This window comes from Neoalteromonas arenosi (assembly GCF_030362855.1).
Classification (GTDB): Bacteria; Pseudomonadota; Gammaproteobacteria; order Enterobacterales; family Alteromonadaceae; genus Alteromonas_E; species Alteromonas_E arenosi.
In genome coordinates this window covers 135,983-160,970 of record NZ_JAUCBP010000013.1, presented here as the reverse complement: position 1 = coordinate 160,970, position 24,988 = coordinate 135,983, and the positions used below count along the sequence as shown (strand labels likewise).

Sequence of the window (24,988 nt, the reverse complement as noted above, 5' to 3'; positions counted from 1 at the left end):
ATCATGTGAACCACTAATTACCTCTAAGTAGGTAGTTACTAAAAGCCTTTAACCCACTGTTTTTATTAGGTTAACCCCATCTATACGCGAAAAATGTGTAAGCAACTTTTGCAAGTTTACCTACCCACAAAAACTTCAAACTTACCGCCTAGATGCAATAGGAATAAAGGCGGCTTCGTTTACGCTTGTAATGAGGGCAAACGAGTCGTAACTGACCAAGTAAACGGTTAAAGGTGCCAAATATTGCCACCTGAATCATCACTGAATACCACCTAGCAGGTATCCGTAAAGCATTGTAATTACTGTCTATTTTTATTGATTCAAGTCAAAGACCACGAGCCCAGAGAGCTAATAATTAGTCACAGATAACAAATCCATGTGGAGATTCCCATGACAACTGAAAAATTCAATATTTTTAAATTTACTGGCAAGATGAAAATACTTCATCTGTCTTGGATGGCGTTCTTCATTAGCTTTCTGGTTTGGTTCAACTTTGCGCCGTTACTTCAAGCGGTTAAAGAAACGCTCGGGTTGACGACCGATCAGGTTAAGACGCTACTCATTTTGAACGTAGCACTCACCATCCCGGCCCGAGTGATTATCGGTATGCTGACAGACAAATACGGGCCGAGGCTAGTCTACTCAGCTTTGTTGGCCATCTGTTCCATCCCCTGTTTCATGTTTGCTTTCGCAGATAGCTTTGTACAGGCAGCGATTGCCCGCTTCCTACTTGGTTTCATAGGTGCTGGCTTCGTCATTGGTATCAGAATGGTGTCAGAGTGGTTCCCTCACAACGAGCTGGGTACTGCAGAGGGCATTTATGGTGGTTGGGGTAATTTTGGTTCTGCCGCAGCTGCATTTACCTTACCAACCGTCGCCGTGTTATTCGGCGGTGAAGATGGATGGCGATATGCTATTGGCTTAACCGGTGTAATCAGCTTGGTTTTTGCTTTTGTTTATTACGCAAATGTGACCAATACACCAAAAGGTTCAACATACTTTAAACCCAAAAATTTAGGCGCGATGGAGGTGACGTCTAAAGGTGACTTCTTCTTACTTCTGCTGATGAAAGTGCCTATGTATGCGGCAATTGCGCTGCTGGCATGGAAACTTTCTCCAAGTGGTGTGGACATTCTTACCCAAACCATTGTGAACTCAATTTATGTTGGATTGTTCGCTTTGTACTTACTTGAAGTCTACAAAGTCTGGCAGGTCAATAAAGAAATCTTTAGTAAAGAAGTACCAGAGTTACACCGCTACAATTTCAAGCAAGTCGCTGTGCTGGATATTCTCTACTTTACCAACTTTGGTTCAGAGCTGGCGGTCGTTTCAATGTTGCCACTTTTCTTCGCCGAAACATTCAGTCTCGACCCAGTTTTAGCTGGTCTGGTAGCAGGTGCCTATGCGTTTATGAATCTGATGTCACGCCCCGCAGGCGGTTGGATATCTGACAAATTTGGTCGGAAACCTACGCTGATGATATTAACCGCTGGATTGGCGGCAGGTTATGCGTTAATGGGCTTGGTCGATGGCACATGGCCACTATGGCTAGCGGTTGTCATTGCCATGGGATGTTCATTCTTTGTACAGTCTGGTGAAGGTGCAGTCTTTGCGGTAGTTCCGCTGATTAAGCGCAGAATGACTGGTCAAATTGCCGGTATGACAGGTGCGTATGGTAATGTTGGTGCTGTGACATTCTTAACCGTTCTTTCCTTTGTTGATTACAGCACGTTTTTCTATGTCATTGCAGCAACTGCATTGGTTGGTTTATTCACACTAATATTTATGGATGAACCGCGTGGTCAGATCGCAGAAATTGCTGAAGATGGTACCGTTCATATGATCGATGTAAGTTAATAATAATTCGTCAGAAAAAGGCATCTCTAAAACAGGGATGTCTTTTCACTCACTTAGACTAATTCAATGCAATCAGAGCACACTGAAAAAGACGACATCATAAACGACGCAACGCTTGTTGTGGCTACAGGTTGTGCTTCGATTGCAGGCGTTAAGCCAGTCAATGAAGATGCAGTAGCTATGCATACTCCGACTGACCGTTATGCCTTATCGTCAAAAGGCACAGCTGTTGTCATTGCTGACGGTGTTAGCAGTGCTGAAGCGGGCAGAGAGGCTAGTGACTACGCGGTAAAACATTTTATCGAAGAATACTTCCGCACGCCTGATACGTGGTCAGCGAAACAAGCCGGCCAAAAAACACTCACTACGATTAATTTAAACCTGTTCAAACAAAGTCACGAGTTCACCCACCAGGAAAAAGGCTATCTATGCACGTTTAGTGGTCTAGTTCTCAAATCGCGAACGGCTCACTTTTTTCATGCCGGCGATTCCAGGATCTACCGCTATCGGCAAGGTGCTATCACGCAATTGACGCGAGATCATTCAATCAACATTGGCGGTGGCAAAAACATTCTCGCCAGAGCCGTGGGAATGGATAATGTCCTGCAAGTTGATTACGGGAAATCGGTTTTAGAAGAAGGAGATATTTTTCTTCTGACAACAGACGGGGTTCACGATTTTATCGATGAGGAGAAACTGACTGAGTTCCTGAGTGATGAACGTGAACCTCAGAAACAATGTGAGCGCATAGTGGCTGAAGCCAAAATGGCCAACAGCGACGATAATATCAGCTGCGCGATTGCCAAAGTCGAAAAACTGCCCGCTGAAAGTCGTGATGATTTTAACACCAAATTAACTCGTCTGCCGTTCCCCCCCGATCTTGAACTAGGCATGAAGCTAGATGGTTACCGAATTGACCAGGCTTTGTTTGCCAGCAGTCGCAGCCAGGTTTATCTAGTCACTGACCTGGAAACTGATGAGCAAATGGTGATGAAAACGCCGTCGCTCAACTTTCAGGATGACGTGCATTACATTGACCGCTTTATTCAGGAAGAGTGGATTGGAAAACGCATAGAAAGCGAGTACGTGGTTAAAATCATAACCCAGAATCGACCAAGAACCTGTTTGTACTACTTAATGGAGTATGTACCAGGTATTTCACTTGATAAATGGATGATCAACCATCCGTTGCCCACTCCCAAGAAGGCTATCACGTTAGTCAAACAAATCGCTGCTGCGCTTAAAGCTTTTCATAACACAGAAACTATTCACCAGGATCTTAAACCCGCCAACATTATTGTTGATGATGCAATGAAGATTAAGGTGATTGATTTTGGATCTGTCTTTGTTGCAGGTATCGCTGAGATTTTTATTCCTATAGAGCATCTTGGCGCACTGGGTACGGCTACCTATTCTGACCCTTATTACCTTCAAGGCAGAAACACCGGCATTCAAGGCGACATTTATGCGCTCGCCACCATCACCTATGAATTGTTTACCGGCGAACTACCCTATGGCGAAAAGATAGAGCAATACGTCAATAGCCATGACTTTGACAAGCTTCGTTATGTTAGCGCCACTGACCACAACCCCATCATTCCGTTGTGGTTTGACCGTGCGTTGGAAAAAGGTGTGACACTTGACATACCAAAACGCTACAAACGTCTACAAGACTTTGTCGATGATGTAACTCGGCCTAACCCCGAATTCTTAAAAGATGATCCCGCAATCGATAACAGCAAAGGTTTGCTTTTTTGGCAGATGATGTCGGCCTTTTGGGTTGCCATGCTGATACTGGTTGTCATTTTGTTTTCGACCACAGGATAACTGCTATGGAGTCGACAGTAATGCAAAATCTGGTAACCCAATTTTTTAGTGTTGATCACGAACGACTTGATTTTCTATTCCGCATGTACCGGGAAAACAAACAAAACCAGCGCTACAAGGCTGTCTTGCTTTTCGACAAGTTTAGTGAAGGACTTAAACGACACATTCGCTGGGAAGAAGAATTGTTATTTCCCATGTTTGAAAAAACTACGGGGGTAAAAGGTGCTGGCCCAACAATGGTGATGCGCCATGAGCATGATCAAATTAAAGCCATGCTGGATGAAATTAATGAAAGCTTAAAAAACGACGATCATTCTGAAGCACTGGAAAAAGCCCTGTCAGAACTGCTTCTGCTACACAACGAAAAAGAAGAGCAAGTGCTCTACGTTCAGTGTGACCGGGCATTGACTGAAGAACAGTTGCTTACGCTATTTTTGGATATGTGAGTTTTTCATACTCTCACATAATGGTTTGCTCAACGGATCGCCGCGAAGTGAAATGCACTGGCGACGCTTTACCTATTCTCAGTATCAGTTGTGGATATTGTAATGATTGCAAAATCGGTGGTAATTGTTTTCTGATGTCTGGCTCCTGAATAGCTTGATTCATGTAAGACACAGACAAACCTTGATGTGCAAGCCCAAGTAACAAAAACGTTAATAATCGACCGGTATTTAACCAGTCTGTTCTGTCATCATTGGCGGTGGAAATTACTGCAAATGTCGGACTCCCGTTACGACACTTATCGACATTGTACTTGCCAATGCTGCTGCCCCAATTGAACCAATTCAACATCGGTTTAGATATTAAGTTCGGAAGTGTGGTGTTGTAAAAGCCATGCCCCGTTAAACCATCTGGTTTCAAGCTAAGTAATGACCGCTGCCAAGAAGTAAACTCGAAGCGAAACCACGGCTTTGCAAACTGGCGTTTGACAGCTCTTTCGACCATATCTGAAAACTTGATAATCGTACCGATATCTCTTGCGAGAGACAGTTGTACATCGAGCGTTTTAGCATAGCTCTGCACACTGTCGATTGCTTGGTTGGGTGGTTCAGTATCATCAAAATATTTACGGTTAGTTTGCCTGTATTTGATAGCATGAAACCATGCAATGTCATTATCTGACGGATCGAAGTTTCCAGTTAGGTTGATATGCGCCAGCAAGTCTCTGTCAGTCGTATTTTCGTAATTTATGTTGACCGAACAGCCAAAATAATGAGCAGCAACTTCGATCATGCCTATCGCTGCGCCACAACTGATAATTGCCTCACGAGAATGAGGGTCAACAAACCGGGACACTCGTTTTTTGTCCAGAATGATATCCAATCCGTTGTTGGATAGCCTAAAGCGCCAAGGTTGAGCGTTATAATGGGAGGGAGCCAAAATCGCGTAGTTCAATAAAAACGTGAGCTTATGCAACTCGTCACCATTAAAAGGAAACAAGCCGTCTTTAATTTCTCGTACGTTTTCGACCATGGGCTTTAGCCGTCAGAATAATCTATAGTATAGCTCGTAGGAGCTAGGTTTTCCCTTTTACTAATTGGCAGTGATTTCTATCGGGTTTTCGTTCCTGTCAAACACCACGTAGCGAAAAATATTGTTACCGGTCATCACATCGTTAGTCATTTTGTTTAGATAGGGTTCTGCAGCCTCTGTAGTGGGAGGTGTAGTTGAATCGCCCCCAAGGCTAGCTATAAACACAAAATCCCAATCCTTGTTTATACTATCCGCTTCCTTCACTAAATTGGAAAATTCAGACAACTCATCTGGCAATTTATCAACGACCATTTTAGGCTCAATAGAACCCTTTTTGTCTTCTCGTTTTCTGCTTTTATTGGTCTCGTCAGTTTTTGCGAACAAGAATAACAAACGCTGCTTTTCGCTTTGCTCTTGCGCTTTAGATAGAAGGTCGGAAAACATACCAGACATAACAATAGGCTCCTGGGAAATTGCTAACTCAAGCGTACACATCGTTTTCCCTCAATACCATTGTGCACAAGGGGTATTGAACTACCCCTTATTAGGTAAAAAAACACTGCATTGCGCCAGCTTAATTGTGAACCCGCGTGTGAGTGTGGTAGTGACGAAGGGCATGCTCATCCCTCCGTCCTTTAGAAAAAGCAGAGACACGTTTTAAGTATCCAATTACGCGAGTTCCATGATCGATATCTTCAGAGCCGCATGATGGACACGCATATAAAGTGCGTTTATCGATAGCTTCACAAGTATTGCAAATCGTAATTTTTACGTTCACACAAAAATAGTTACACCCCGCTTTCGCAGCGATATTTAGAAGATTTAATGCGTTTTTATAAGTTAACGTTTCTTCAAGATTGAGGTGAAGTGCTGAACCACCATCAAGGTATTGATTTAACTCTCTCCCATGCAGGATAAACTTGTCGATATGGGTGGTATTCGTATTCTCTACAAGGTAGAGATAACTGTTGTAGCAGTCTCTGTTAACAACGTATCCATCTTGTTTGTCCCATTTTGCGTTTTTGACGCCTAAGTTTTCAGCGGGTACAAACTCTGTATTGAACTGACACTTAAATTGCTCAGATGCAGCCCTGTTTTGTTCGTAAATGACTTGCAATTGCGCCCTAACGAAATCTTTGTATTTTGCGTTATTACCGACTTCGATACCGAGAAACTCAGCGGCTTCTGCCAGACCGTTGACTCCAAGCGTTAAAAATTGCTTGTCCAGGCTAATAAAGCCTGCGTCATAAACGGGCAGTGCTCCCGCTGCCTTATACTCTTCGATGAGCCGGCGATAGGCAACTTGATACTTGTGTATCTTCTGAACCTCAGCGCTTAAATCTCTGCCATCCTGAATTAATCGGTTCATATTTATAGTGATGACATTAATAGAGCCTGTCGATACACCGCCTGCCCCCAAGCTATACGAAAAGGTATTGTCGGTGATCTCGTTGCGCAATCGGCAACATGAGGCTAATGAATCGGCACTCTCGGATTGGTATACAAAAAATGAGTTACCCTCACTCATTGCTTTAGCGCATGTTGCAGCAAAATTGAGATCTCTGACTGCCCCATCTTTAGTCAACATCGCCGCTGTCACCACAGGAAACGTGAGCACTGCTCGCTTACGTTCATTGTTAAACCACTCCAGGAAAAATGCTTGCAGCAATTCAATATTCTCCCATTCGGGCTTGCTCATGTCAGGAAACACAAACTCGCCAAACATTGAGTCAAAGTAGAATTTGTCATACAACGATATATTCCAAAACACACTTTGATAGCCACGCGCAGCCGCTGGTTGGTTGAGCGCATAAACGACATGCTGTAGATGATTAGCTACTTCTTTAGCATGCGTATTGAGATAATTTTCACCATAATCTCGTCGCGCGAAATGGTCGAGGTAAATCAAGAACTCAACTGTTGCGATCGCGCCCGCAAATTGCGCGCTAATAGCAAAAACCAAGTTTACAAAACTGCCGCAAAAAGACTCAATATGTTGAGGAGCCTTGGATTCACCGCCAAGTTCAGTCAATCCATTTAAAAGAAATGGATACATGGTGATTGAAGTGCAATATGGCTTTAGGCTGGTTTCATCATGCACATAGATTTCATGTGACTCGATCTGTCTCTGGTACTCAAGCGCTAGTTCATGACCAAATAGTTCTTTAATTTTATTGCTCACCAATGCACGATTGACCTGAATAAAATAGTCTTTCATGAGCTCAGCTTCTAGCGTGGCAATGTTTTTGTGCGTCACATTTGCGTTGGCGTCTAACTTCGCGCCATCAGCAGCCGTTTCAGCATTTAAGTAACTATCGATAAACTGCAGTTTTTGTTTTATATGTTTGTCATCGAGCGTTAGCACACGTATTCTCCCAAAATTTATGGTTTAGTAATTCGCCTGTATTGACGTTTATTAGTTTTTGATTGGTCGACGGAGAGTCGAGTCCGCCAAGTGAAAAAATCCACTTACCGGTTTTCAGGAATGACAATTGTTCTTGGATTCTCGGCGATATTCTGGGCAGCCCGGTATAAAGACAGGTCTTCAGCTGGGATTGTCTGGCAATACAGAGCTTTTCAATTAGCGCATCTGCATGCCATTCACCACCAAAGAAAAGCACACAGGTTATAAAACCCTCATATTTTTTCAGGTAAGCTGCAAACAGTTTATTGGTTAGCGGTACCCCTGCGTTGCAGTCCCAGATATCTTTGCTATGGCAGCCTTCACAACGCAGTTTACAACCGGTGATAGTGAAACCGAGTGACACTTCATCAGGCACTTCTTGGAAGAGCACTTGAGGTTCCAGAGAATTAAAGTTGGGCTGCATTAGAAAACCAAAATAACTATATGTTGTGCTATTTAAGCACATGGAGCACTATATGCTGTATTGATCCAGATCAAAGCTCGCAATTACTAATCACTCTTTTAAGTGTTTGTAGTACTCTGAGGGGGGGAGATAAATCAACAGGTAATAGCGATGGGTGCAGTATGGTACAAGAAATACCTCAAGCAGTTTCAAACTTTAATTCACCGAATTTTCGACCATTCGAGAGAAGTTACTTCTTCAGTTTCAAACATTAATTTGCGAGACTAAATTTATTTAACGCAAAAACGAGGTTTGCGAGACAGTTGAGTTGCAAACATTAATTACCTCACACACCTTTTTTTGAACAGCAAAGAACGAGAACACCCATGAAAAATACAATAAAAATCCTAGGTGCGATAACCGCATTACTACTATCACAATTAGCCACAGCTCAGTCCGATGATGGTAAAGACCGCCGCATCAGCCTCACTAATGACACTTCCGTCACTATTGTTGAGTTTTATGCATCTAATATTGACTCAGAAAGCTGGGAAGAAAACATCCTAGATGGTAACTACCTAAGTCCAGGCAACGAGTTTATCATCAATATCGATGATGGTTCTGGCTACTGCTTGTTTGATTTAAAGGCAGTATTTGCCGACGGTGATGTAGTGACAAATACTAAGTTTGACGTATGCACTGAAACCGGATGGATCCTATTTGAGGAATAATTAAAAGGGGCGTAAGCCCCTTTTTATTGTTGAATCAAGGGATAGGCGCGAGCATTCCAACTCTGCAGTTGCAAGTGACAGAGCTTTCTGATTTGCTAGTGTAATTATCAGCGCAACTAAAAGCCTTAAACTCGCTATGCAAACGGAGCAATTGCAACACGTATTAACCCACGTTGAACGTTACATTGATGACGGGCAACACGCTCACGCGATCGCACTGCTAAACCAAACCCTCAAGCAAATACCTCTTTTTTACCAAGGCTGGTTGAAGCTAAGCCAATGCTTGTATCAGACGCAATACTTCACACAAGCACGCGATATACTTCAACATGCTGAACAATTTGACCCGCTTACAACTGAGTTTCACCAGATCCAACAGGCTATGGGCCGAAATGATTATTCAGAAGCCGCGCAAATTGCCCATGAGATGCTAAGGAAGTGCCCACATCATCCTCGGGCGTTATTTACACTTGCTCATCTTGCACTTTTAGACAATGATCCAGAAAGAAGTGCCTGCATTCTTGCGCAGCATATTCAGTTTGTGCCAGCCAATGTAACTTTGCGCCAACTGATGCTGGATAGTTATATACAAGCAGACGATTACGAAAATGCACTAACAAGTGCCGAAGCTCTCGCTGGGCTGAATGAGTGCTTTGAAACGCTGTGGCGTTGGATCGGCTTATTACTCAAATACAGCCAAACAGACACGCTAGTAGAAGTCTGTGCTAGGGCTACAAAATTCGCTGAAAATGAGCCTTTAAAACAGAGTCAATTAGCACTTATACAAGGCCAAGCATTGCGCATTATGGGTCAGCGCGATGAAAGTACAAAAGCGCTGAAAGCGAGTCTTGTCGCCGACCCTAATAATGCGGACGCGTGGTGGGCGTTGGCGGATATGAAAAACTATCATTTCTCTGCTGACCAACTCAGTGCGCTTCAGCGTTTTGTCAATGACCCATCGCGACCAACTAAAGCCAAATCTATTGCAACTTTCGCTCTGGCTAAAGCAACAGAACTGTCGAGCGGGATAGAAGCAAGTTTCCCCCTATATGTGCGCGCAAACCAGCTATTCCCTCTCCAAAACAACCATTTACAACAAATGGAAAATGAGTTTGAACAACGCAAAAAAGCCTACACGGCGGCGTCATTAACGCCACAAGCGAAACCGTTCAGTAGCAAGCCTTGCCCCATATTTGTTGTTGGAATGCCGCGAGCTGGGTCCACGTTAATCGAACAAATTCTCGCTAGCCATCCCGATATAGAAGGCACCATCGAACAACCTACGCTACCTGCGGTTGAGCGCGCTGCGCAGCGGATGTGTCAAAACAAATACCAATCCGACTTTTTTGCTGCATTACCCAATTTGAATCAGCAAGAACTCACCCAGCTTGGCCAACTATATCTGAATAAAAGTAGCGTATTCAGAAGTAAAAATAGTCGCTACTTTATCGACAAACAGCCGTTTAATTATCGCCTGATTGGACTTATCCATAAAATCCTGCCCAATGCAGTGATCGTTGATGTTCGACGTCATCCAATGGATTGTGGCCTTAGTCTTTACAAGCAGTTTTTTCATGCGGGTGTCGATTTCAGCTATAAACTGAGCGATATTGCTAAGGCAATGAATGCCTATGATGCATTGATGAAATACTGGCATACAGTGCTACCCAATCGCATCATTACGATCCAGTACGAAACGCTTATCGCCTCTCCAGAACAGGAAATACGTCGGTTGTTGGATAAAGTGGGGGTATGCTATGACGAACGGTGTTTACACTTTCATCAAAACCCTCGCAAAATACATACTGCAAGCAGTGAGCAAGTGCGAGAGCCTCTGTATTCCAAAAGCGTTGGTCTATGGCAAAGAGTCGAAAGCGAGTTGGCAGAGCTGCAACAAAATATGTGCCCTTCGCTATTATAGCCGACTAGTGTCTGCTACATCGTACTGTGAAATTTACAAGTCTCTAAAAATACAGGCGTTTTACAATAAAAATCATGATTGCACTATCATTGTGCGTAAGCTTGCACTAGCATCTATCATAGAGCGGCGAAAATTTGCACTACGCCGACGATAACCCGCTTCATACGGCGGTTGTCAGAGATGGCATAAAGTATGCTCGAAAACCATAAATAAAAAGCTCGTTAAGGTAAACGAAATGAAAGCACACACACAACATCATGGTATTAAGCGCTCAGCAGTGTCTTTATGCATTGCAACGGCGCTCGGTTTAGGTGCAACGGGAACCGTTGTTGCGCAAGAATCACAAGCTGAACAGGAAGCCACGGTTGAAGTGATTAGTATCACAGGCTCTCGCATTCCCACCGACCCTAACGTCGTCTCTTCGGTACCCATTCAGTCACTGGATAGTAAAGATATTGCATTGTCAGGTGAACTTAACCTAGCCGACGTTGTGAACGACATTCCAGCTTTAATTTCCTCAACGACTTCAGAAAACAGTTTAACCGGTGCCAATGCGCTTAATTTGCGTGGTTTGGACGCTGACCGTACCCTGACTCTAGTTAATGGCCGCCGCCATGTTGCGGGCTTCCGAGGGTCTCAGGCGGTTGATATCAGTACTATACCTCGCGCCTTGGTTGAGCGTGTGGAAGTCACTACAGGTGGCGCTTCTGCGATTTACGGTGCGGATGCGGTTACAGGGGTAGTAAACTTTATCTTAAAAGATGACTTTGAAGGCATTCAATTAAATGCTACTAGCGCGATCCCCGAAGAGTCAGGCGGCGAAAGCTTTGCCTTTGATGGTGCGTTTGGTAAGAACTTCGACGATGATAAAGGTAATGTGGTGTTAACGCTTACCTTAGAAAAAGAGGAAGAATTACTGCACGGTGACCGTGATTGGTCTAGAAATAATGGTTTGCATTCTATCGTGCCCGATCCGAATGATAGTAGCCGCCGCATATTAGCCAACGACATTCGTTACTGGTTAACGTCAAATGAAGGCTCAATTGCTCCTACCTTTGGTGGCCGCGATATTCTCTATGTCGATATCAATGCTAACGGTATCCCCGACTGTCAGGAGTCACTTGGCGGACAAACGGGCTTCCTAGCGGGTTGTTGGGTAACCAACCCTGATGGCACTGTGCGTGTTAACACTGACGGTCCAATATACGACGGCCTGTTAAGTAGTGGCGGTGACGGTGGTAAATTTAACTTCGACAATGACACTTTGATGCCTAATACCGATAAAGTCGTGGTTAACTTAAACGGTAACTATCAGCTCACGGATGACTTAAATGTGTTCTTCGAAGCTAAGTATGTGAATACTGAAAGTAATGTTTATTCAGAGTATGACTCTTACTACGATACGTTGTTTATTCTGCCAGATAACCCCTTTATACCAGAGCAGCTGTTACCTGTTGTAGAGGAAACCGGTGGATTATTATTAACCCAAGACGCGATTGCTTGGGATAATGATCCAACAACCTATGAGCGCGAAACCATGCGTTTTGTCGGTGGCTTTACCTGGGATTACGATATTAATCACTCGTTAGAGTTCGCCGTTAACCACGGTCGTTTCACCAATACTACTGAATATACCGATCAATACATCGATCGTATTTTTGCAGCCATTGATGCCACCACTGATGGAAATGGTAACATTGTCTGTCGTTCAGATCTGGATCCGAACGCAGCCTATGAAATTGATTATTTTGCCTTTAATGTCAACTATGCGAATGGCAACTTCTTCAGCGACCAGTACTACACCTTTACTCCAGGTGATGGTCAATGTGCACCGTTAAATCCATTTGGTACTAATGCATTGAGCGATGCTGCCAAAGACTTTATATCGGTGCGCAAGCAAGACAAGCTGACTGTTGAGCAAACCGTATTATCTTTAACTGCTGTTGGTTCTTTTGAAGTGCTGGACAGCATCTTGGACGATGCGATTGGTTACGCAGCAGGTTTCGAGTATCGTGAGGAATCAAGTGATAATCGCCTAGATCCTATCGAGCTCGGTATCCTTCCGCAAGGAACCTCTTTCACACCGGGCGTATTGGTAAGTGAAGTCTCTCCATGGCTAAACTTTATAACCGGTATAGATAATGTGCAGCAATTCAATACTGCCGGTGAATATGATGTTTGGGATACGTTCGTGGAAGTGCGCTTGCCGATTTTCCTCGACCGTGAATATGCCTATGAATTTACCGTTGACGGCGCTATTCGTATGGCTGACTACTCAACTCTCGGTAGCGCAACAACATGGAAACTTGGATTCTCATATAGCCCTGTAGAAGACTTTAACCTCCGTGGTACAGTGTCAGAAGCGGTTCGGGCTCCGAACATTACCGAACTGTTCGATCCTCAGTTGCCGATCACTGTTAATCTCAACGAAGATCCGTGCGACCCAGCAAACGTTAATGCCGGTACCGCTCAGCGTCAAGCTAACTGTGTTGCTTCATTACAAGCTGTGGGCGTACCGACGTCGGACATTGTTGATGGCAATGGCAACTACATTTGGTTGAACCCTTTGACAGCCCGCTTCAGTGGCACATCTGGTGGTAATCCGGAGCTCGACGTAGAAACGGCAGAGACTTACACATTAGGTGCAGTATTCAGACCGTCGTTTATCGAAGGGTTAACCGTAACGCTCGATTACTGGGACATGGAAATCGAAGATGCAATTGACGCAGTCAGTGCATCTGACATATTAGACGGTTGTTACGATTCAACGAACTTCCCTAATCTTGGTTTCTGTGACCAGTTCACTCGACGTGCAGATGGTGGCCTTAACAGCCTAACGACAGGTGAAATTAACTTCGCCAGAATCGAAGCCGATGGTTATGACTTCTCGGTCAACTATACCTTCGAAGTGGGAGAGGATGAGTTTGGTATCAATCTTGTCGGTACTCGTCAAGAAGCGCTCAATCGCTTCTTCAACCCTACTGACCCAACCGATGTCAACGTTGTGTTAGAAGAAGTTCAAACGCCGAAAACATCGGGTAATGTTGAACTAAGCTGGACACGTGGTCCGTTGAGCATGGCATTCCAAACAACGTATCAAAGCCGTCAGGCATATGGTGCGGTTGAAAGTTCATTAGGTATCAATGGCAACGAAGCACTATTCGCCGATGGCGGTTTCTACAGCAGTGTGACTATCCATGACATTAACGCAAGTTATGAAATTGACGAAAATCTATTGATCTTCGGCGGTATCAATAACCTTGCGGATGAAGAGCCATTCTTAACTGAACTTGCATGGCCAGTGGGTCCAAGAGGGCGCACATTCTTCATTGGTGTAAATTACTATATGGAATAAGGTTTTTGGCATAATAAAAAGCCGTGCTGGGTAACCGTCACGGCTTTTTTTATTCAGTGACCAAAGTCAGTGATAATTTCTACCTACAAATAGGCGTAGTCGCGCAATTTTACATCGGTTTAAGTGCGAACGCTTTACTCCGCTAATTCCGGATCCTGAATGAACAAGATATCCATAATAATAGCGGGCTCCCATTCACGCATTTCTGCTTCACATTTCAAACGGATCGCATCGAGCTCACTAATCGTCGCTATCGAGAATGCATCATCAACAATGATATGCACGAGTAGATAAATATCTCTACCACGCTTGCTAATGCGAACTTCAACATGCTCATAAGGCACATCACCCAGTGTCTTTTTAAGCTTCTTCTCAATTACGGTTGAGACAGCTTCAGGCGGAGCTTTATTGATAACTTCGTTAAGGCTGTCACGCAGAATTTTCGCCGGCACGGGCAACATAGCCAAGCCCAAGACAATTAATAAAACAGGGTCGACGAAAGGAGCAAGCGCGCCATATTGAGTGGATTGCAGCACGTAAGCCAAAATAAATGCCAACAATATTGAGGCACTTAATACACCATCGATCAACCATGTGTGTGCATCTACTTTGACCAAATCAGATACTAGATTTTTGCCTTTAAAACGCATATACAGTGAGGTTGCAAAACACCCAAGCGTTGCGATAACCCCATAAAACATACCAGTGTCATAATCGGCCGCATGTCCGCCCGCTAACATACTATTGATTGAGCTTATCACCGCATACAAACACGTTGCGATAATAATCAACGACTTAAACATGTTCAGTGTGGGCTCGATTGCGGTGTATCCGAAGTGGAATCGGTCGTCATCAGGACGCTGTACTAAGTTGGCAACCTTGAGGGTTAACATTGACATGACAAATGCAATCAGTGAATACGCCGCGTCAAATAAAATCGCGCCGGAGTGCGTTGCAATAGCAAACCCAAATGCAATAACAACAAAAGCACCTGCAATATAAAAAGAGAGCGTCAATAAGCGCTTCTCTTCAAGTTGATGAAAGCCTATGGCCATGGGGCTAAACCCGAATTCAAGGTGCGCGGATTCTACTCTTGTTTAAGAAAAATGATAGAGGGAAGCAACGAAATATTTGATTATTTTTTAAGCATCGCAAACCACATATACATCACCGTCGTAGATCCCCTGTACCGTTAATTTTTGACTCGCCAGCGCTTGCAAGTATTCAATGTGCGCATACTCTATTGTTTGTCCCGGCACAATCAACGGAATTCCTGGTGGATACGGGGTTACCAAACCAGCCGCAATACGCCCTACACTACTTTGCCATGGAATCGCTTCGCGCTTGCTAAAAAACGCTTTCGACGGTAAATCGCTCAAATGAATCGGCGGAATTTCAGTGGGTAACGCACTCTTGTTCTTACGCTTGCTTAAGTTCACAGCACCATCGTCTAACCGTTTTAAGGCATTGTACAACCGCACAATCTTAGAGCGCATGCCACCCAATGTAAGTAACACTAAAATTGTATTGTGGGTAAACTTTTCAATTTCGAGCCCTACTTCATCCATAAGGAATCGGTGGATTTCTTGATTTGAATATTCTAACGCCGATACATCGATAAGAATTTTTAGCGGATCATGGCCAATGTTGTCAGTCTCAAAATGATCAAACATGACTGCAAAGTCTTGCGCTGACAAAATGCGTAAACGCGTGAATTTAGCCATTTGCGCTTTTAGCTCTGCTACGTTACTGAGTAATTCATTGAGGATCTTGTAGCCTTCCATCTCTAACTGTTGGCGGCACACATCTAAAGAGGCAATTAGTTGATATTTGGGCGACGTACTGGTGTGAATAGCAAAGACTTCTTTGAAGAAGTCTTTATCAAATTCAGGATCATTCACATGGATAAATGACGCCTGTGAAAACGCTGAAACCACCTTATGCGCTGAGTGAGTAATGTAATCAGCGCCCGCGGCTATCGCCGAGTAACCACGCAAGGCTGGATGGAACAGAGAATAGGCAAACCACGCCTCGTCAATGAATACTTTGATGTCATGTTGATGGGCAACATCAACGACTTGTTTCAAATCTGTAAGTAAGCCGTCATAAGTACATCCGGTCAGTACTATTAGCTTTGCATCGGTGTTTTGTTCAATTAGCGACTTAATTTGCGTCATCTTCGGCGGTGAAAAAATACCGTACTGAGCATTAAAAACGCTGTCTAAATAAATCGGCATAGCACGCGCTTGAATAATGCCATAATGCACTGATTTGTGGCAGTTTCTATCGGCTATAACCTTATCGCCCTCGCGCAAAAGGGTTTGTAAAATTATCTTATTGGACGTCGATGACCCATTAGTAACAAAATACGAATGACGTACTTCAAACGTATTGGCAACAGCTGCTTGCGCTTTGCCAATCGCATGTGTGCCATCCGATAAAGACCCCAGCGAATCGACGCTTACCGATAAGTCACTGACAAAAACATTTCTGCCAAAGAAGCGATAAAAATCACTGATATACGGCGAGTTTCTAAAACTTGCTCCCCCACTGTGCCCGGGTGTATGCCAAGAATCGTTAGCCTCAACTACATAATCTTTGTACGCCGTCCAAAAAGGCGTTTCATTGCGATCATCAAAGTCATTGATGATATAGCCCAAGATTGACTCCGGGTCAGAGATGATATCGTTGCGATAAAAAAACGATTCAATTCCGCGCGCTTGATTGACAATATCAAGCCCTTTCACCGCGTCACCTAGCACATATACCGGCAGTTCTGGGCGAATTGATTTTATCGCGGCAATAACCTTAGCGTTGTTTTCTATTGGTGTTTTGTCATCGTCCCTTTGAGCATCGGCAGCGCCGCTATCGCTGGTTAAATGTGCGGCCAACTCAAACTCAAATACTATGGAATCCCAGCTGAACACAACCGCTTGAATATCACCATCATCCCTGACCAAAGCCAATGCTGCAGCGACAGAGCTGGCTTCGAGCAAACTGATCTCAACATCATCGCGGTCGAAATCATCAATCACCTTGCCAATACTTGCAGTAATTTGCTCAAGTAACAGCGTTTCATCTTCAATAACTAGAATTTTTATCGCGGGTCGCATTACCTATCCATTCTTTCAACATCAGCACGAACACTGCTTAGCTGTAGATAAAGTGTAACGCCGAACCAGACCTTTGTCGTGGGAACTATGACGTAAAAATACCCGATTACCCAACCCTAGGTGTTTGGCATTCATTTTTATGTTTTGGTGTATACGTTACCTAAGATTGATTGCTACCATAACCTTCGAATACCAATTCTTGTGAGTTAGGGACAGTTATCGTGATCACCCTAGGTAAATACAGGCGTCTATTGCTTATCATCATAAGCGTTACCTGTTGGCCTTGTGCGGCTTCTGTGACATTCGAGGACTTCATTAATGCGCCGCCACTGCCCGCAGAAATTTACGAGCGGTCAGAACAACAAAGGCTGCAATGGTTCAATTTACAACTGGAAACAGAGTCTGATCCGGTCAGAACTTATCAAGTAAGCCGAGGACTGTTCTTTGAGCATTATTTTCTCGGTCACTGGCAAGAAGCGAATGCACTGTGTCGCTCGCATCCTCCGGTAAGGAAAGACTATTACTATCTTGAGTCGTGCTTAGAGGTGAGTGAACCCAGCTTTGCCGAATATCAAACACAAGTCTTAGAATTGATCCACCAAGCTAGAATTGATGAGCGCTACATCGAGGCCGCTGAAATGCTCAACAATCTCGCATGGAAGCAATCGCAAAATGGTGATATCGCCGGTGCTTACCACAGCTATGAAATGGCTTTACAACTGGTGCCCTCAGATGTTGAAGAGCTATTAACGACTATCATGTTAGACACAGCCACCAACTATATAATTTACGGCGATAATAGCTATATTCAAAAAGGCATTGCCTTACTCACTGAAATACGCCAGAAAAGTGAAGAACAGCTAAAGCATGCGCAAAGTCAATACGAGCGCGATATATTACTCGACACCATCATGTTGACCCACTTCAATACCGGTGTGGCGTATTTTATTCACCTCAATGACTACGAAAAAGCATTGCAAACATTCACCAAGGTTAACGCCAGTGACTCATACTACACGCCTTCTTCGCTGACCTTCTCAGCGTTAGCGGCCGCCCACTTAAATCAATTAGACAACGCCAAAGACTTTATTGCTCAGGCTTCTTCTCTACCTGATAGTGACGAAACGGTTGAGGCTTATCTTACGTGTTATAGAGCGCTTGCTGCTAACTTCTGGGAAAAGAGCACTGACCTTAGTAGTTGTGTTCACTTGTCTCCCGATACCAGCACTGAAGTACTAGTCGATATATACAAACGCCTATCTAGCGTAGAAAACTCACAGTTTTCACGCATTGGACTGGAAAAATTAAAAACATTATTTGTCGAAAAACTCGAACCCCAGTTGCGCAATAGAGGCGCAGCAGCAGCCTCTAGTGCCGAATTGAGAAGGCTACAGAAAGAGTCAGATTTAAAGTCTCTAGTCCTGCAACAACAAGAAATGCTGCAACACGAACGAGAGTTAACGCATGCTACGCAGCGAAAATTATTTATCGCCGTAGCGCTTGTTTTATTCTTCATTGCCGTTTTTATATACACGCAGTGGCGGCACAAGCAAAAACTAGCCTATCAGTTTCGCCAGTTAAGCATTCTTGATCCGCTTACTAATTTGGGTAACCGACGTTTTCTTGAAGAATATATCAACCGGGAATTGTCATTATTAGACCGAACAAGTAATAGCGATGTCATGGGGATTTACGTTTTTGACATTGATAATTTCAAACGTATCAACGACACAAAGGGTCACAAAATAGGTGATAGCGTGCTACGAGAATTCAGTACAAGATTACAGCAACAGACCAGAGGCGCTGATACTTTAGTGCGCTGGGGTGGTGAAGAGTTCATGTTTATAACACGCTGTGAAAGTTCAGCCAAAGTGATGGAAATAGCAGATCGGTTGCTCGCTGTTATCAACCATAAGCCTTTTGATATTGAAGATGGAACCGTGTTACCGGTTACTTGTACTATTGGTGTGGTTACCTATCCATTTGTTGATTCCAGAGGTCGTGAACAATGGGATCGGTTAGTAAGTCTTGCGGATTCAGCACTATATTACGGCAAATCACTAGGGAAAAATTGCTGGGTGTTCGTCGATAATCGTGCTATCAACAACACAGATGAGTTAGACAGGCTCTGTTCAATTCCGCTGCAAGAATCGATTCAAAGTGGCGCTGTTGAAGTTAAAATCAGTAATCACTAAACCAATAATGGCCACTATAGATTTTATACTGGGCATTTAATTAAATGACATTCGACCCATGAAGATTTTCGACAACCCTAACGCTGAATTACGCAGTAAATTTGGCCAGTACCAAATTGCCGTATTAGGCGACGTAGTAGCGGTTTCAGCCGAAGGAATTGCTGATAAAAAGGCGATAGAGCGCTACGGCCGCGACATGATGGATGTTATTAACAAGTTCTCGGGAAAAAATTGGGCTTTTCTAGGCTTACTTCACGGTCAGGCGCTATTAACTAAAGAGGCTGAAAGTGCATTGCGACGATCGATTCAATGGCGCGCATTACACGGTATGGCGCTAAGCGCACTGGTCACCGGCGAAACCGTCGTCGAGACCATTGTAAAAAACCAGTTTGAAAGGGTTTATGAGCAAACGGGTATTCAGGTAAAAATTTTTGAAACCGAGCAAGGAGCACTTAATTGGCTTGCTGAGCGAGGATTTAATACCGTCCCTCACAAGTCTTAATCGCCTCTGAAATATTCTGTCGCGTTGCTAGCGTAGAATAAGCCATCCAATAGTTGTCTGAGCCAATTATATCGACCCCAGCTTCGGCAAGATCGATGTATGCCTGCACATCACCCGTTTGTAGCATTTCATTTTCTAAATGCCAAAATGCACCTGCCGCGAATGGCAGATTTAAGCTTTCCAACTCCGGCCAAACTGGCTTGTCAGCGCCATCAACAACTCCGGTCCAAGCGACGATTTGTGATGCAGAAACACCTGCCTGCTCAAGCTCTGCTAGATCGTCTCTATCGTTTATTGAATACGAAAAGCTTAATTTCGGCTCAAGCGCAATAGAGGTTAAAACGTTCTCTAATCGATAGGCAATAATCAATGTGGAATCAACCGCATCAGCCTCAACAACCGCCTTTACAACTTGAGCGTAATCAATACCACGCTTTAAATCCAATTGCACAATAGCCCGCTCATCTGCCCAAGCCAAGACTTGTTGTAGTGTCGGGATAGCAAACTCTGTGGTATTGCCGTCATTGTCCACAAGGCGGATGTCAGCAAGTTCAGCCAAGGTGTACTCACCTAGGTCACCCGATCCGGTTGTGGTGCGGTCTAGGGTAACATCATGCATTAATACAAGATGTCCATCGGCTGTCTCGCGAATATCAACTTCAAGCAACATAGGCCCTTGTTTAAGTGCCTCTTGCATCGATTCTAGCGCGTTTTCAGGGAAACCAGGTTTGGGTCCTGCGCGATGCACACTAACCAACGTGGCTTTGTTGTGGGCTAAACAATTAATATACTCAGCCACATTTTCTGAAGGGTTCAGAAAGTCATTTGGGGGGACGGCTCCCGCACTGGCAAAAGAGGTCATACACAAAGAGCCCAAAACGCCAACAGTGCATGCCGATAAACGAAGGTAAGAAGCCATATCAAAATCTTTCAATCTCAAAGTTGCTAGCATCTTACCTCGCTTGACTCAAAAATAAACCTCACTCAACGTGTTAAACACTCGGATTAGACCAAACTGCATCTCATCAATAAAAGTGTGCAATTTCTCTTGCTTTAGCGATTGTGGATTGGCGCTTAGTAACTCTTTTTCAACCTGTGTAATGTCACTGATAATCGCATCGGGTTTGGGTAAATGACATAAACTCGCCTTCATGGCACAAAGCGTATGATACAAAGAGCGCGGAAAACGTTCTTCTAACAATAAAAACTTGAGTACGTCTGGTCGACTAATCCGCAGACGCATTTCTCGCCGATACATCTGATATCCAGAAAGTGACTTGAGCACACTCATCCATTGTAAATTTTCAAACGCTATTTGTTCGTTTTCGGTTTTCTCAAGCAGGGACGCCGACCGCACATCGATGATCCTTGTAGTCATATCAGCGCGCTCTATATTCCGGCCAATACGCAGAAAGTGATAGCCCTCATCGTGAGTCATAGTTCCCGCTAAAATACCCGTGATTTTTTGGATAGATTCAATAATCTCCGTCAGAAATTCATAACGAGTGCGCCGCGGTATGGCTTTACTTCCTTGCTCTTTGGTGAACAAGTACAACTCGTTGATCTGCTCCCACACCTCTCGCGGAATGATTTCTCTAATTGTCCGTGCGTTTTCACGTGCGTATCCCAATGAAGAAAGTAATGACCCCGGATAATCGCTGTCACTTACCATAAAAGTAATAACGCTTTTTTCTTCCGCGGATGCGTACTTTTGATCAAATTGTGCTTTTCCAGATACGATATCAACAATCGGCTCCCAGCCCAGTGTGATACCTCGCGGTAAATCGAGCAATAAATTGGCATTGACGTTGATTAAACGCGCCGTATTTTCCGTGCGCTCCAAATAACGGCCTAACCAACAAAGATTGTTTGCAACTCTTGAAAGCATCTTATTGATTCTCCGTATCGATTATCCATGTATCTTTACTGCCACCACCTTGTGATGAATTCACCACGGTAGAACCCTTAACCATGGCAACCCGAGTCAATCCGCCCATGGTCACTTTGGTTTCCTTGCCGCTTAATATGAACGGACGTAAATCCAGATGGCGCCCTTCAGCCGTGGTTTTAACCATAGTCGGCGCTGTAGAGAGTAAAAGCATGGGTTGTGCAACATAATTTCGAGGGTCTGCCTCAATTAATTTGCGAAATTTGTCGTGTTCTGACTTATCCGTATGTGGCCCAATTAACATGCCATAGCCACCGGATTCATTTGCTGGTTTCACCACCATTTTTTCTATATTAGCCAGAACGTACTCGCGCTCCTCAGGATTGTTGCATCGGTAGGTTGGCACGTTGGGCAAAATGGCCTCTTCACCCAGATAAAACTCAATCAGTTTAGGCACGTAGCTGTAAACAACTTTATCGTCGGCCACGCCGCATCCAGGCGCATTTGCCAGTGCGACATTACCGGCCTTCCACGCACGCATGACCCCCGGTATACCGAGCGCTGACTCTGGGTTAAAGACCTCCGGGTCTAAAAATGCATCATCAATACGACGGTAGATCACGTCCACTCTACTCAATCCGTGGATAGTACGCATATAAACGCAATCGTCATCTTCAACCACTAAATCGTCGCCAACCACCAACTCTGCGCCCATCTGCTGAGCCAAGTAGGCGTGTTCAAAATACGCCGAGTTATAGATGCCAGGTGTTAATACAACGATTTCAGGCTCTTCAATATTCCGAGGTGAGAGTGCTGCCAACATATCGTAGAGATCAGATGGATAATCATCGACCGGTAAAATGTCGTAGTGCTCAAACATTTCCGGAAACACACGTTTCATAACTTGACGATTTTCGAGCATATAAGAAACGCCTGAAGGTACCCGCAAGTTGTCCTCCAGCACATACATGGTACCGTTTTGATCCCTAACCAAATCAGAGCCACAGATATGCGCCCAAATACCCAAGGGCGGACTAACCCCCCTGCATTGCGGTAAGTAATTTTTAGATTTCTCTAACAAATTCGCCGGAAAAACACCGGCTTTGATGACCTTTTGCTCGTTGTAAAGATCATCAATAAACATATTCAGTGCTTTTACGCGCTGCTTTAGGCCGCGCTCGATTTCACGCCATTCGTTTAAAGGAATTAAGCGCGGAACGATATCAAAAGGCCAAGCGCGATCGATGCTGCCTTCCTCATCGTTGTATACGCGAAAGGTAATACCCATGACTTTGATCGCAGAATCAGCTGCTGCTTTATACTCGGTGAGCTCTGCGTCACTCAGCCCCGCCAAATATTCACTTAAGTGGAAGGCGTAATCTCGCGGTTTCCCTTGCGCTTCGATTAACTCATCGTAAAACTGACCAACGTGATACTTGTCCCACTCAATTGCCATTTAACACTCCGTCTAAACTGCAGTTTGCCTTTAAAACAACTATTGTTATACCTTAGTCGAGCAAACCAACCGGAGCAACGTTTTGACTTACTGTTTAGCCGTAAAAGTGAACAAAGGTATTGTTTTCGCATCAGATTCTCGAACCAATGCGGGCGTCGACAATGTCGCTACTTACAGCAAAATGAGTCGTTTTGTATTTGCAGATAATCGAGTGCTGGTTTTACTCACGTCAGGAAGTTTGGCGACATCACAGGCTGTAGTAAACGGAATAAAAAAAGACCTTGCCGATCCAGAAGCTCAGTTTGACATTAGTAAAGGCACAGACTTACATGAAGTGGCGCGCTACATAGGCGCACTCAGTCAACAAGAGCAAACCCGTCACAGCGAAGCAATGACACGCTCTAAATCAAGTAATGAATCAAGTTTTATTCTCGGCGGTCAAATCAAAGGCCAAGCAAGTGAGATTTTCTTGATTTACCCACAGGGAAACTTCATTACGGCATCGGCAGAAACTCCTTATTTGCAAATAGGCGAACACAAATACGGTAAACCTATTCTCGATCGCCTCATCACCCAGTCGACAAGCTTAGAGGATGCGGCTCGTTGTGCCATAGTCTCTGTCGACTCGACGATCAGAAGTAATCTTTCTGTCGGTCCACCTATTGAACTTGCCATACTGACAGAAAATGCAATAAGCGAGCCTTATCACAGCGTACTAGGTCAAAACTCGATGTTGTACAAATCCGTGCAAAAACAGTGGAATGAGGGCTTAAAACGCGCATTTAAGCGCTTACCGCGGTTTGAGTGGGAACAATAAGCACAGAGCTGACACGATGTTGCTAATTTGCCATTATCACATTGTGCACAAAGCGCAGTTTGTTTAGTGCACTTATTGAGATCACAAACGGGTACGCATCATCGTGCCCCATACTGCGATTTAAACTGTTTAAAGCCGTTGACAATTGGCACCAGTCATTAAATAAATGGGTGAAAGTGATGGCACTGTAATCGTTGTCGCGATGTGCTTCACTGGAAATCGGATTTGCGACTCGATTGCCAAACACACTGAACTCAAATTGACTTGCGGTTTCAAGTGTATCGACCATATGCAGATAGTGCGCCCAGGTTTCAGCCCAATCTTCCCATGGGTGCATGCTCGCGTAAGCGCTAATCCAGGTTTCCTGCCAATTTTCAGGTGGACCGTTGTCGTAATGGTTTTTTAAAGCTGCCAAATAATCGAGTCGCTCATCACCAAATAGAGTCCTGAACTCATCAATATGCGGACTATCATCGATGAGGCGATCCCAATAGTAATGCCCTGACTCATGCCGAAAATGCCCGAGTAACGTTCGATAACGCTCGCCCATTTTTTCGCGCATCTCCATTCTCGCGCTGGTAATGGCCTCATTCACATTAATGGTGATCAAACCATTGGCATGCCCCGTGGTCACAAACTGTTTTACCGTAAGCTCGTTGCCGTAGGCATCTTGAGTTTGATCTTTTAAAAAAGCGAAACCCAACCCCCTTTCAGGGTCTTCGCCTTTGCCAATAATAGGTAGCTCCAAGCGCTGACAAGTATAAAGCAGTCGTCGCTTGGCCTGCTCGAGCTTGTACCAAAGCTTGATATTGCCCGGCTCATCGAGATTGGGGATGGTCTCATTGAGTCGACACGACTCGCAATACTCATGCTCGTCATCTAATTCAACCATCCAATTACATACATCATGTTCACTGTAGTTCTTACAGCGCTTATATAATTTGCCATTAAATGTCGCTTGCAAGTCACCATTAGCATTTTCGATAAATGCGCTTAAACGACTTTCATTGGGAATAAATCCTAACGTCAAACCACACGCCATA

General features: G+C 44.2%; 19 protein-coding genes. 9 read left to right on the top strand and 10 right to left on the bottom strand.

Annotation, left to right across the window (positions count from 1 at the left end; genetic code table 11):
- The first annotated feature begins 390 nt into the window (after positions 1–390).
- From QTP81_RS16120 to QTP81_RS16110, 3 genes are all read left to right on the top strand, one after another.
- Positions 391–1,857, top strand: a complete 1,467-nt coding sequence (locus QTP81_RS16120; RefSeq protein ID WP_289366893.1) for a NarK family nitrate/nitrite MFS transporter — start codon at positions 391–393, stop codon at positions 1,855–1,857.
- A gap of 66 nt (positions 1,858–1,923) precedes the next feature.
- Positions 1,924–3,684, top strand: a complete 1,761-nt coding sequence (locus QTP81_RS16115) for a bifunctional protein-serine/threonine kinase/phosphatase (protein WP_289366892.1) — start codon at positions 1,924–1,926, stop codon at positions 3,682–3,684.
- Between the two features lie 20 nt (positions 3,685–3,704).
- Positions 3,705–4,130, top strand: coding sequence for a hemerythrin domain-containing protein (locus QTP81_RS16110; RefSeq protein ID WP_289366889.1), 426 nt, complete (start codon positions 3,705–3,707; stop codon positions 4,128–4,130).
- Between the two features lie 13 nt (positions 4,131–4,143).
- On the opposite strand, the gene QTP81_RS16105 is transcribed toward QTP81_RS16110, so the two are convergent.
- From QTP81_RS16105 to nrdG, 4 genes are all read right to left on the bottom strand, one after another.
- A complete protein-coding gene (locus tag QTP81_RS16105; RefSeq protein ID WP_289366888.1) occupies positions 4,144–5,160 on the bottom strand; it encodes an Acg family FMN-binding oxidoreductase in 1,017 nt (338 codons plus the stop codon).
- 60 nt (positions 5,161–5,220) lie between these two features.
- Positions 5,221–5,613: a hypothetical protein gene (locus tag QTP81_RS16100; protein ID WP_026375784.1), complete on the bottom strand. Its 393-nt coding sequence runs from the start codon at positions 5,611–5,613 to the stop codon at positions 5,221–5,223.
- Positions 5,614–5,734: 121 nt separating this feature from the next.
- Complete coding sequence (gene nrdD, locus QTP81_RS16095; RefSeq protein WP_289366887.1) at positions 5,735–7,525, bottom strand: anaerobic ribonucleoside-triphosphate reductase; 1,791 nt, start codon at positions 7,523–7,525, stop codon at positions 5,735–5,737.
- Positions 7,509–7,988, bottom strand: coding sequence for an anaerobic ribonucleoside-triphosphate reductase activating protein (gene nrdG, locus QTP81_RS16090; RefSeq protein WP_289366886.1), 480 nt, complete (start codon positions 7,986–7,988; stop codon positions 7,509–7,511). The genes nrdD and nrdG overlap by 17 nt, the downstream gene beginning before the upstream one ends.
- A gap of 365 nt (positions 7,989–8,353) precedes the next feature.
- On the opposite strand from nrdG, the gene QTP81_RS16085 reads away from it, so the two are divergent.
- The 3 genes from QTP81_RS16085 to QTP81_RS16075 all read left to right on the top strand — a co-directional run bounded on the left by QTP81_RS16085 (position 8,354) and on the right by QTP81_RS16075 (position 13,974).
- A complete protein-coding gene (locus QTP81_RS16085; RefSeq protein ID WP_289366885.1) occupies positions 8,354–8,698 on the top strand; it encodes a hypothetical protein in 345 nt (114 codons plus the stop codon).
- 136 nt (positions 8,699–8,834) lie between these two features.
- On the top strand, positions 8,835–10,619 hold the full coding sequence (locus tag QTP81_RS16080; protein WP_289366884.1) for a tetratricopeptide repeat-containing sulfotransferase family protein: 1,785 nt from the start codon (positions 8,835–8,837) through the stop codon (positions 10,617–10,619).
- A gap of 235 nt (positions 10,620–10,854) precedes the next feature.
- Positions 10,855–13,974 carry a TonB-dependent receptor domain-containing protein gene (locus QTP81_RS16075; RefSeq protein ID WP_289366883.1) on the top strand — a complete coding sequence of 1,040 codons (3,120 nt, stop codon included), beginning with the start codon at positions 10,855–10,857 and terminating at the stop codon, positions 13,972–13,974.
- A 134-nt stretch (positions 13,975–14,108) separates the two neighbouring features.
- Here the strand turns inward: QTP81_RS16075 and QTP81_RS16070 are convergent, their stop codons facing one another.
- A complete protein-coding gene (locus QTP81_RS16070) occupies positions 14,109–15,029 on the bottom strand; it encodes a cation diffusion facilitator family transporter (protein ID WP_289366881.1) in 921 nt (306 codons plus the stop codon).
- An 87-nt stretch (positions 15,030–15,116) separates the two neighbouring features.
- A complete protein-coding gene (locus tag QTP81_RS16065) occupies positions 15,117–17,087 on the bottom strand; it encodes an aminotransferase class I/II-fold pyridoxal phosphate-dependent enzyme (RefSeq protein ID WP_289366880.1) in 1,971 nt (656 codons plus the stop codon).
- Positions 17,088–17,338: 251 nt separating this feature from the next.
- Here QTP81_RS16065 and QTP81_RS16060 point away from each other — a divergent pair, with 251 nt between their 5' ends.
- Positions 17,339–19,282, top strand: coding sequence for a GGDEF domain-containing protein (locus tag QTP81_RS16060; RefSeq protein WP_289366878.1), 1,944 nt, complete (start codon positions 17,339–17,341; stop codon positions 19,280–19,282).
- Between the two features lie 58 nt (positions 19,283–19,340).
- Positions 19,341–19,784 carry a hypothetical protein gene (locus tag QTP81_RS16055; RefSeq protein ID WP_289366876.1) on the top strand — a complete coding sequence of 148 codons (444 nt, stop codon included), beginning with the start codon at positions 19,341–19,343 and terminating at the stop codon, positions 19,782–19,784.
- Here QTP81_RS16055 and QTP81_RS16050 read toward each other — a convergent pair.
- Genes QTP81_RS16050 through QTP81_RS16040 form a run of 3 tightly spaced genes read right to left on the bottom strand, consistent with a single transcriptional unit; the run spans position 19,759 to position 23,128 of the window.
- The gene (locus tag QTP81_RS16050; protein WP_289366875.1) at positions 19,759–20,703 is read right to left on the bottom strand and encodes a glycerophosphodiester phosphodiesterase family protein; all 945 of its coding nucleotides are present in this window, start codon (positions 20,701–20,703) and stop codon (positions 19,759–19,761) included. The genes QTP81_RS16055 and QTP81_RS16050 overlap by 26 nt on opposite strands.
- Positions 20,704–20,751: 48 nt before the next feature.
- The gene (locus tag QTP81_RS16045; RefSeq protein WP_289366873.1) at positions 20,752–21,672 is read right to left on the bottom strand and encodes an alpha-E domain-containing protein; all 921 of its coding nucleotides are present in this window, start codon (positions 21,670–21,672) and stop codon (positions 20,752–20,754) included.
- A gap of 1 nt (position 21,673) precedes the next feature.
- Positions 21,674–23,128 (bottom strand): circularly permuted type 2 ATP-grasp protein, encoded by a 1,455-nt coding sequence (locus QTP81_RS16040; protein WP_289366871.1) that lies wholly within the window; start codon positions 23,126–23,128, stop codon positions 21,674–21,676.
- 82 nt (positions 23,129–23,210) lie between these two features.
- Between QTP81_RS16040 and QTP81_RS16035 the strand changes: the two genes are divergently transcribed.
- A complete protein-coding gene (locus tag QTP81_RS16035; RefSeq protein ID WP_289366870.1) occupies positions 23,211–23,945 on the top strand; it encodes a proteasome-type protease in 735 nt (244 codons plus the stop codon).
- Positions 23,946–23,967: 22 nt separating this feature from the next.
- On the opposite strand, the gene QTP81_RS16030 is transcribed toward QTP81_RS16035, so the two are convergent.
- The gene (locus QTP81_RS16030; RefSeq protein WP_434532997.1) at positions 23,968–24,975 is read right to left on the bottom strand and encodes a zinc-binding metallopeptidase family protein; all 1,008 of its coding nucleotides are present in this window, start codon (positions 24,973–24,975) and stop codon (positions 23,968–23,970) included.
- Positions 24,976–24,988: the final 13 nt, after the last annotated feature.

Excerpts from the sequence above, each read along its gene's own strand:
- QTP81_RS16105 (WP_289366888.1), bottom strand. The coding sequence starts at position 5,160 with ATGGTCGAAAACGTACGAGAAATTAAAGACGGCTTGTTTCCTTTTAAT.
- QTP81_RS16120 (WP_289366893.1), top strand. The coding sequence starts at position 391 with ATGACAACTGAAAAATTCAATATTTTTAAATTTACTGGCAAGATGAAA.
- QTP81_RS16050 (WP_289366875.1), bottom strand. The coding sequence starts at position 20,703 with ATGGCTTCTTACCTTCGTTTATCGGCATGCACTGTTGGCGTTTTGGGC.
- QTP81_RS16070 (WP_289366881.1), bottom strand. The coding sequence starts at position 15,029 with ATGGCCATAGGCTTTCATCAACTTGAAGAGAAGCGCTTATTGACGCTC.
- QTP81_RS16100 (WP_026375784.1), bottom strand. The coding sequence starts at position 5,613 with ATGTCTGGTATGTTTTCCGACCTTCTATCTAAAGCGCAAGAGCAAAGC.
- QTP81_RS16065 (WP_289366880.1), bottom strand. The coding sequence starts at position 17,087 with ATGCGACCCGCGATAAAAATTCTAGTTATTGAAGATGAAACGCTGTTA.
- nrdG (WP_289366886.1), bottom strand. The coding sequence starts at position 7,988 with ATGCAGCCCAACTTTAATTCTCTGGAACCTCAAGTGCTCTTCCAAGAA.
- QTP81_RS16045 (WP_289366873.1), bottom strand. The coding sequence starts at position 21,672 with ATGCTTTCAAGAGTTGCAAACAATCTTTGTTGGTTAGGCCGTTATTTG.
- QTP81_RS16085 (WP_289366885.1), top strand. The coding sequence starts at position 8,354 with ATGAAAAATACAATAAAAATCCTAGGTGCGATAACCGCATTACTACTA.
- QTP81_RS16075 (WP_289366883.1), top strand. The coding sequence starts at position 10,855 with ATGAAAGCACACACACAACATCATGGTATTAAGCGCTCAGCAGTGTCT.
- QTP81_RS16110 (WP_289366889.1), top strand. The coding sequence starts at position 3,705 with ATGCAAAATCTGGTAACCCAATTTTTTAGTGTTGATCACGAACGACTT.
- QTP81_RS16040 (WP_289366871.1), bottom strand. The coding sequence starts at position 23,128 with ATGGCAATTGAGTGGGACAAGTATCACGTTGGTCAGTTTTACGATGAG.
- QTP81_RS16055 (WP_289366876.1), top strand. The coding sequence starts at position 19,341 with ATGAAGATTTTCGACAACCCTAACGCTGAATTACGCAGTAAATTTGGC.
- QTP81_RS16115 (WP_289366892.1), top strand. The coding sequence starts at position 1,924 with ATGCAATCAGAGCACACTGAAAAAGACGACATCATAAACGACGCAACG.
- QTP81_RS16080 (WP_289366884.1), top strand. The coding sequence starts at position 8,835 with ATGCAAACGGAGCAATTGCAACACGTATTAACCCACGTTGAACGTTAC.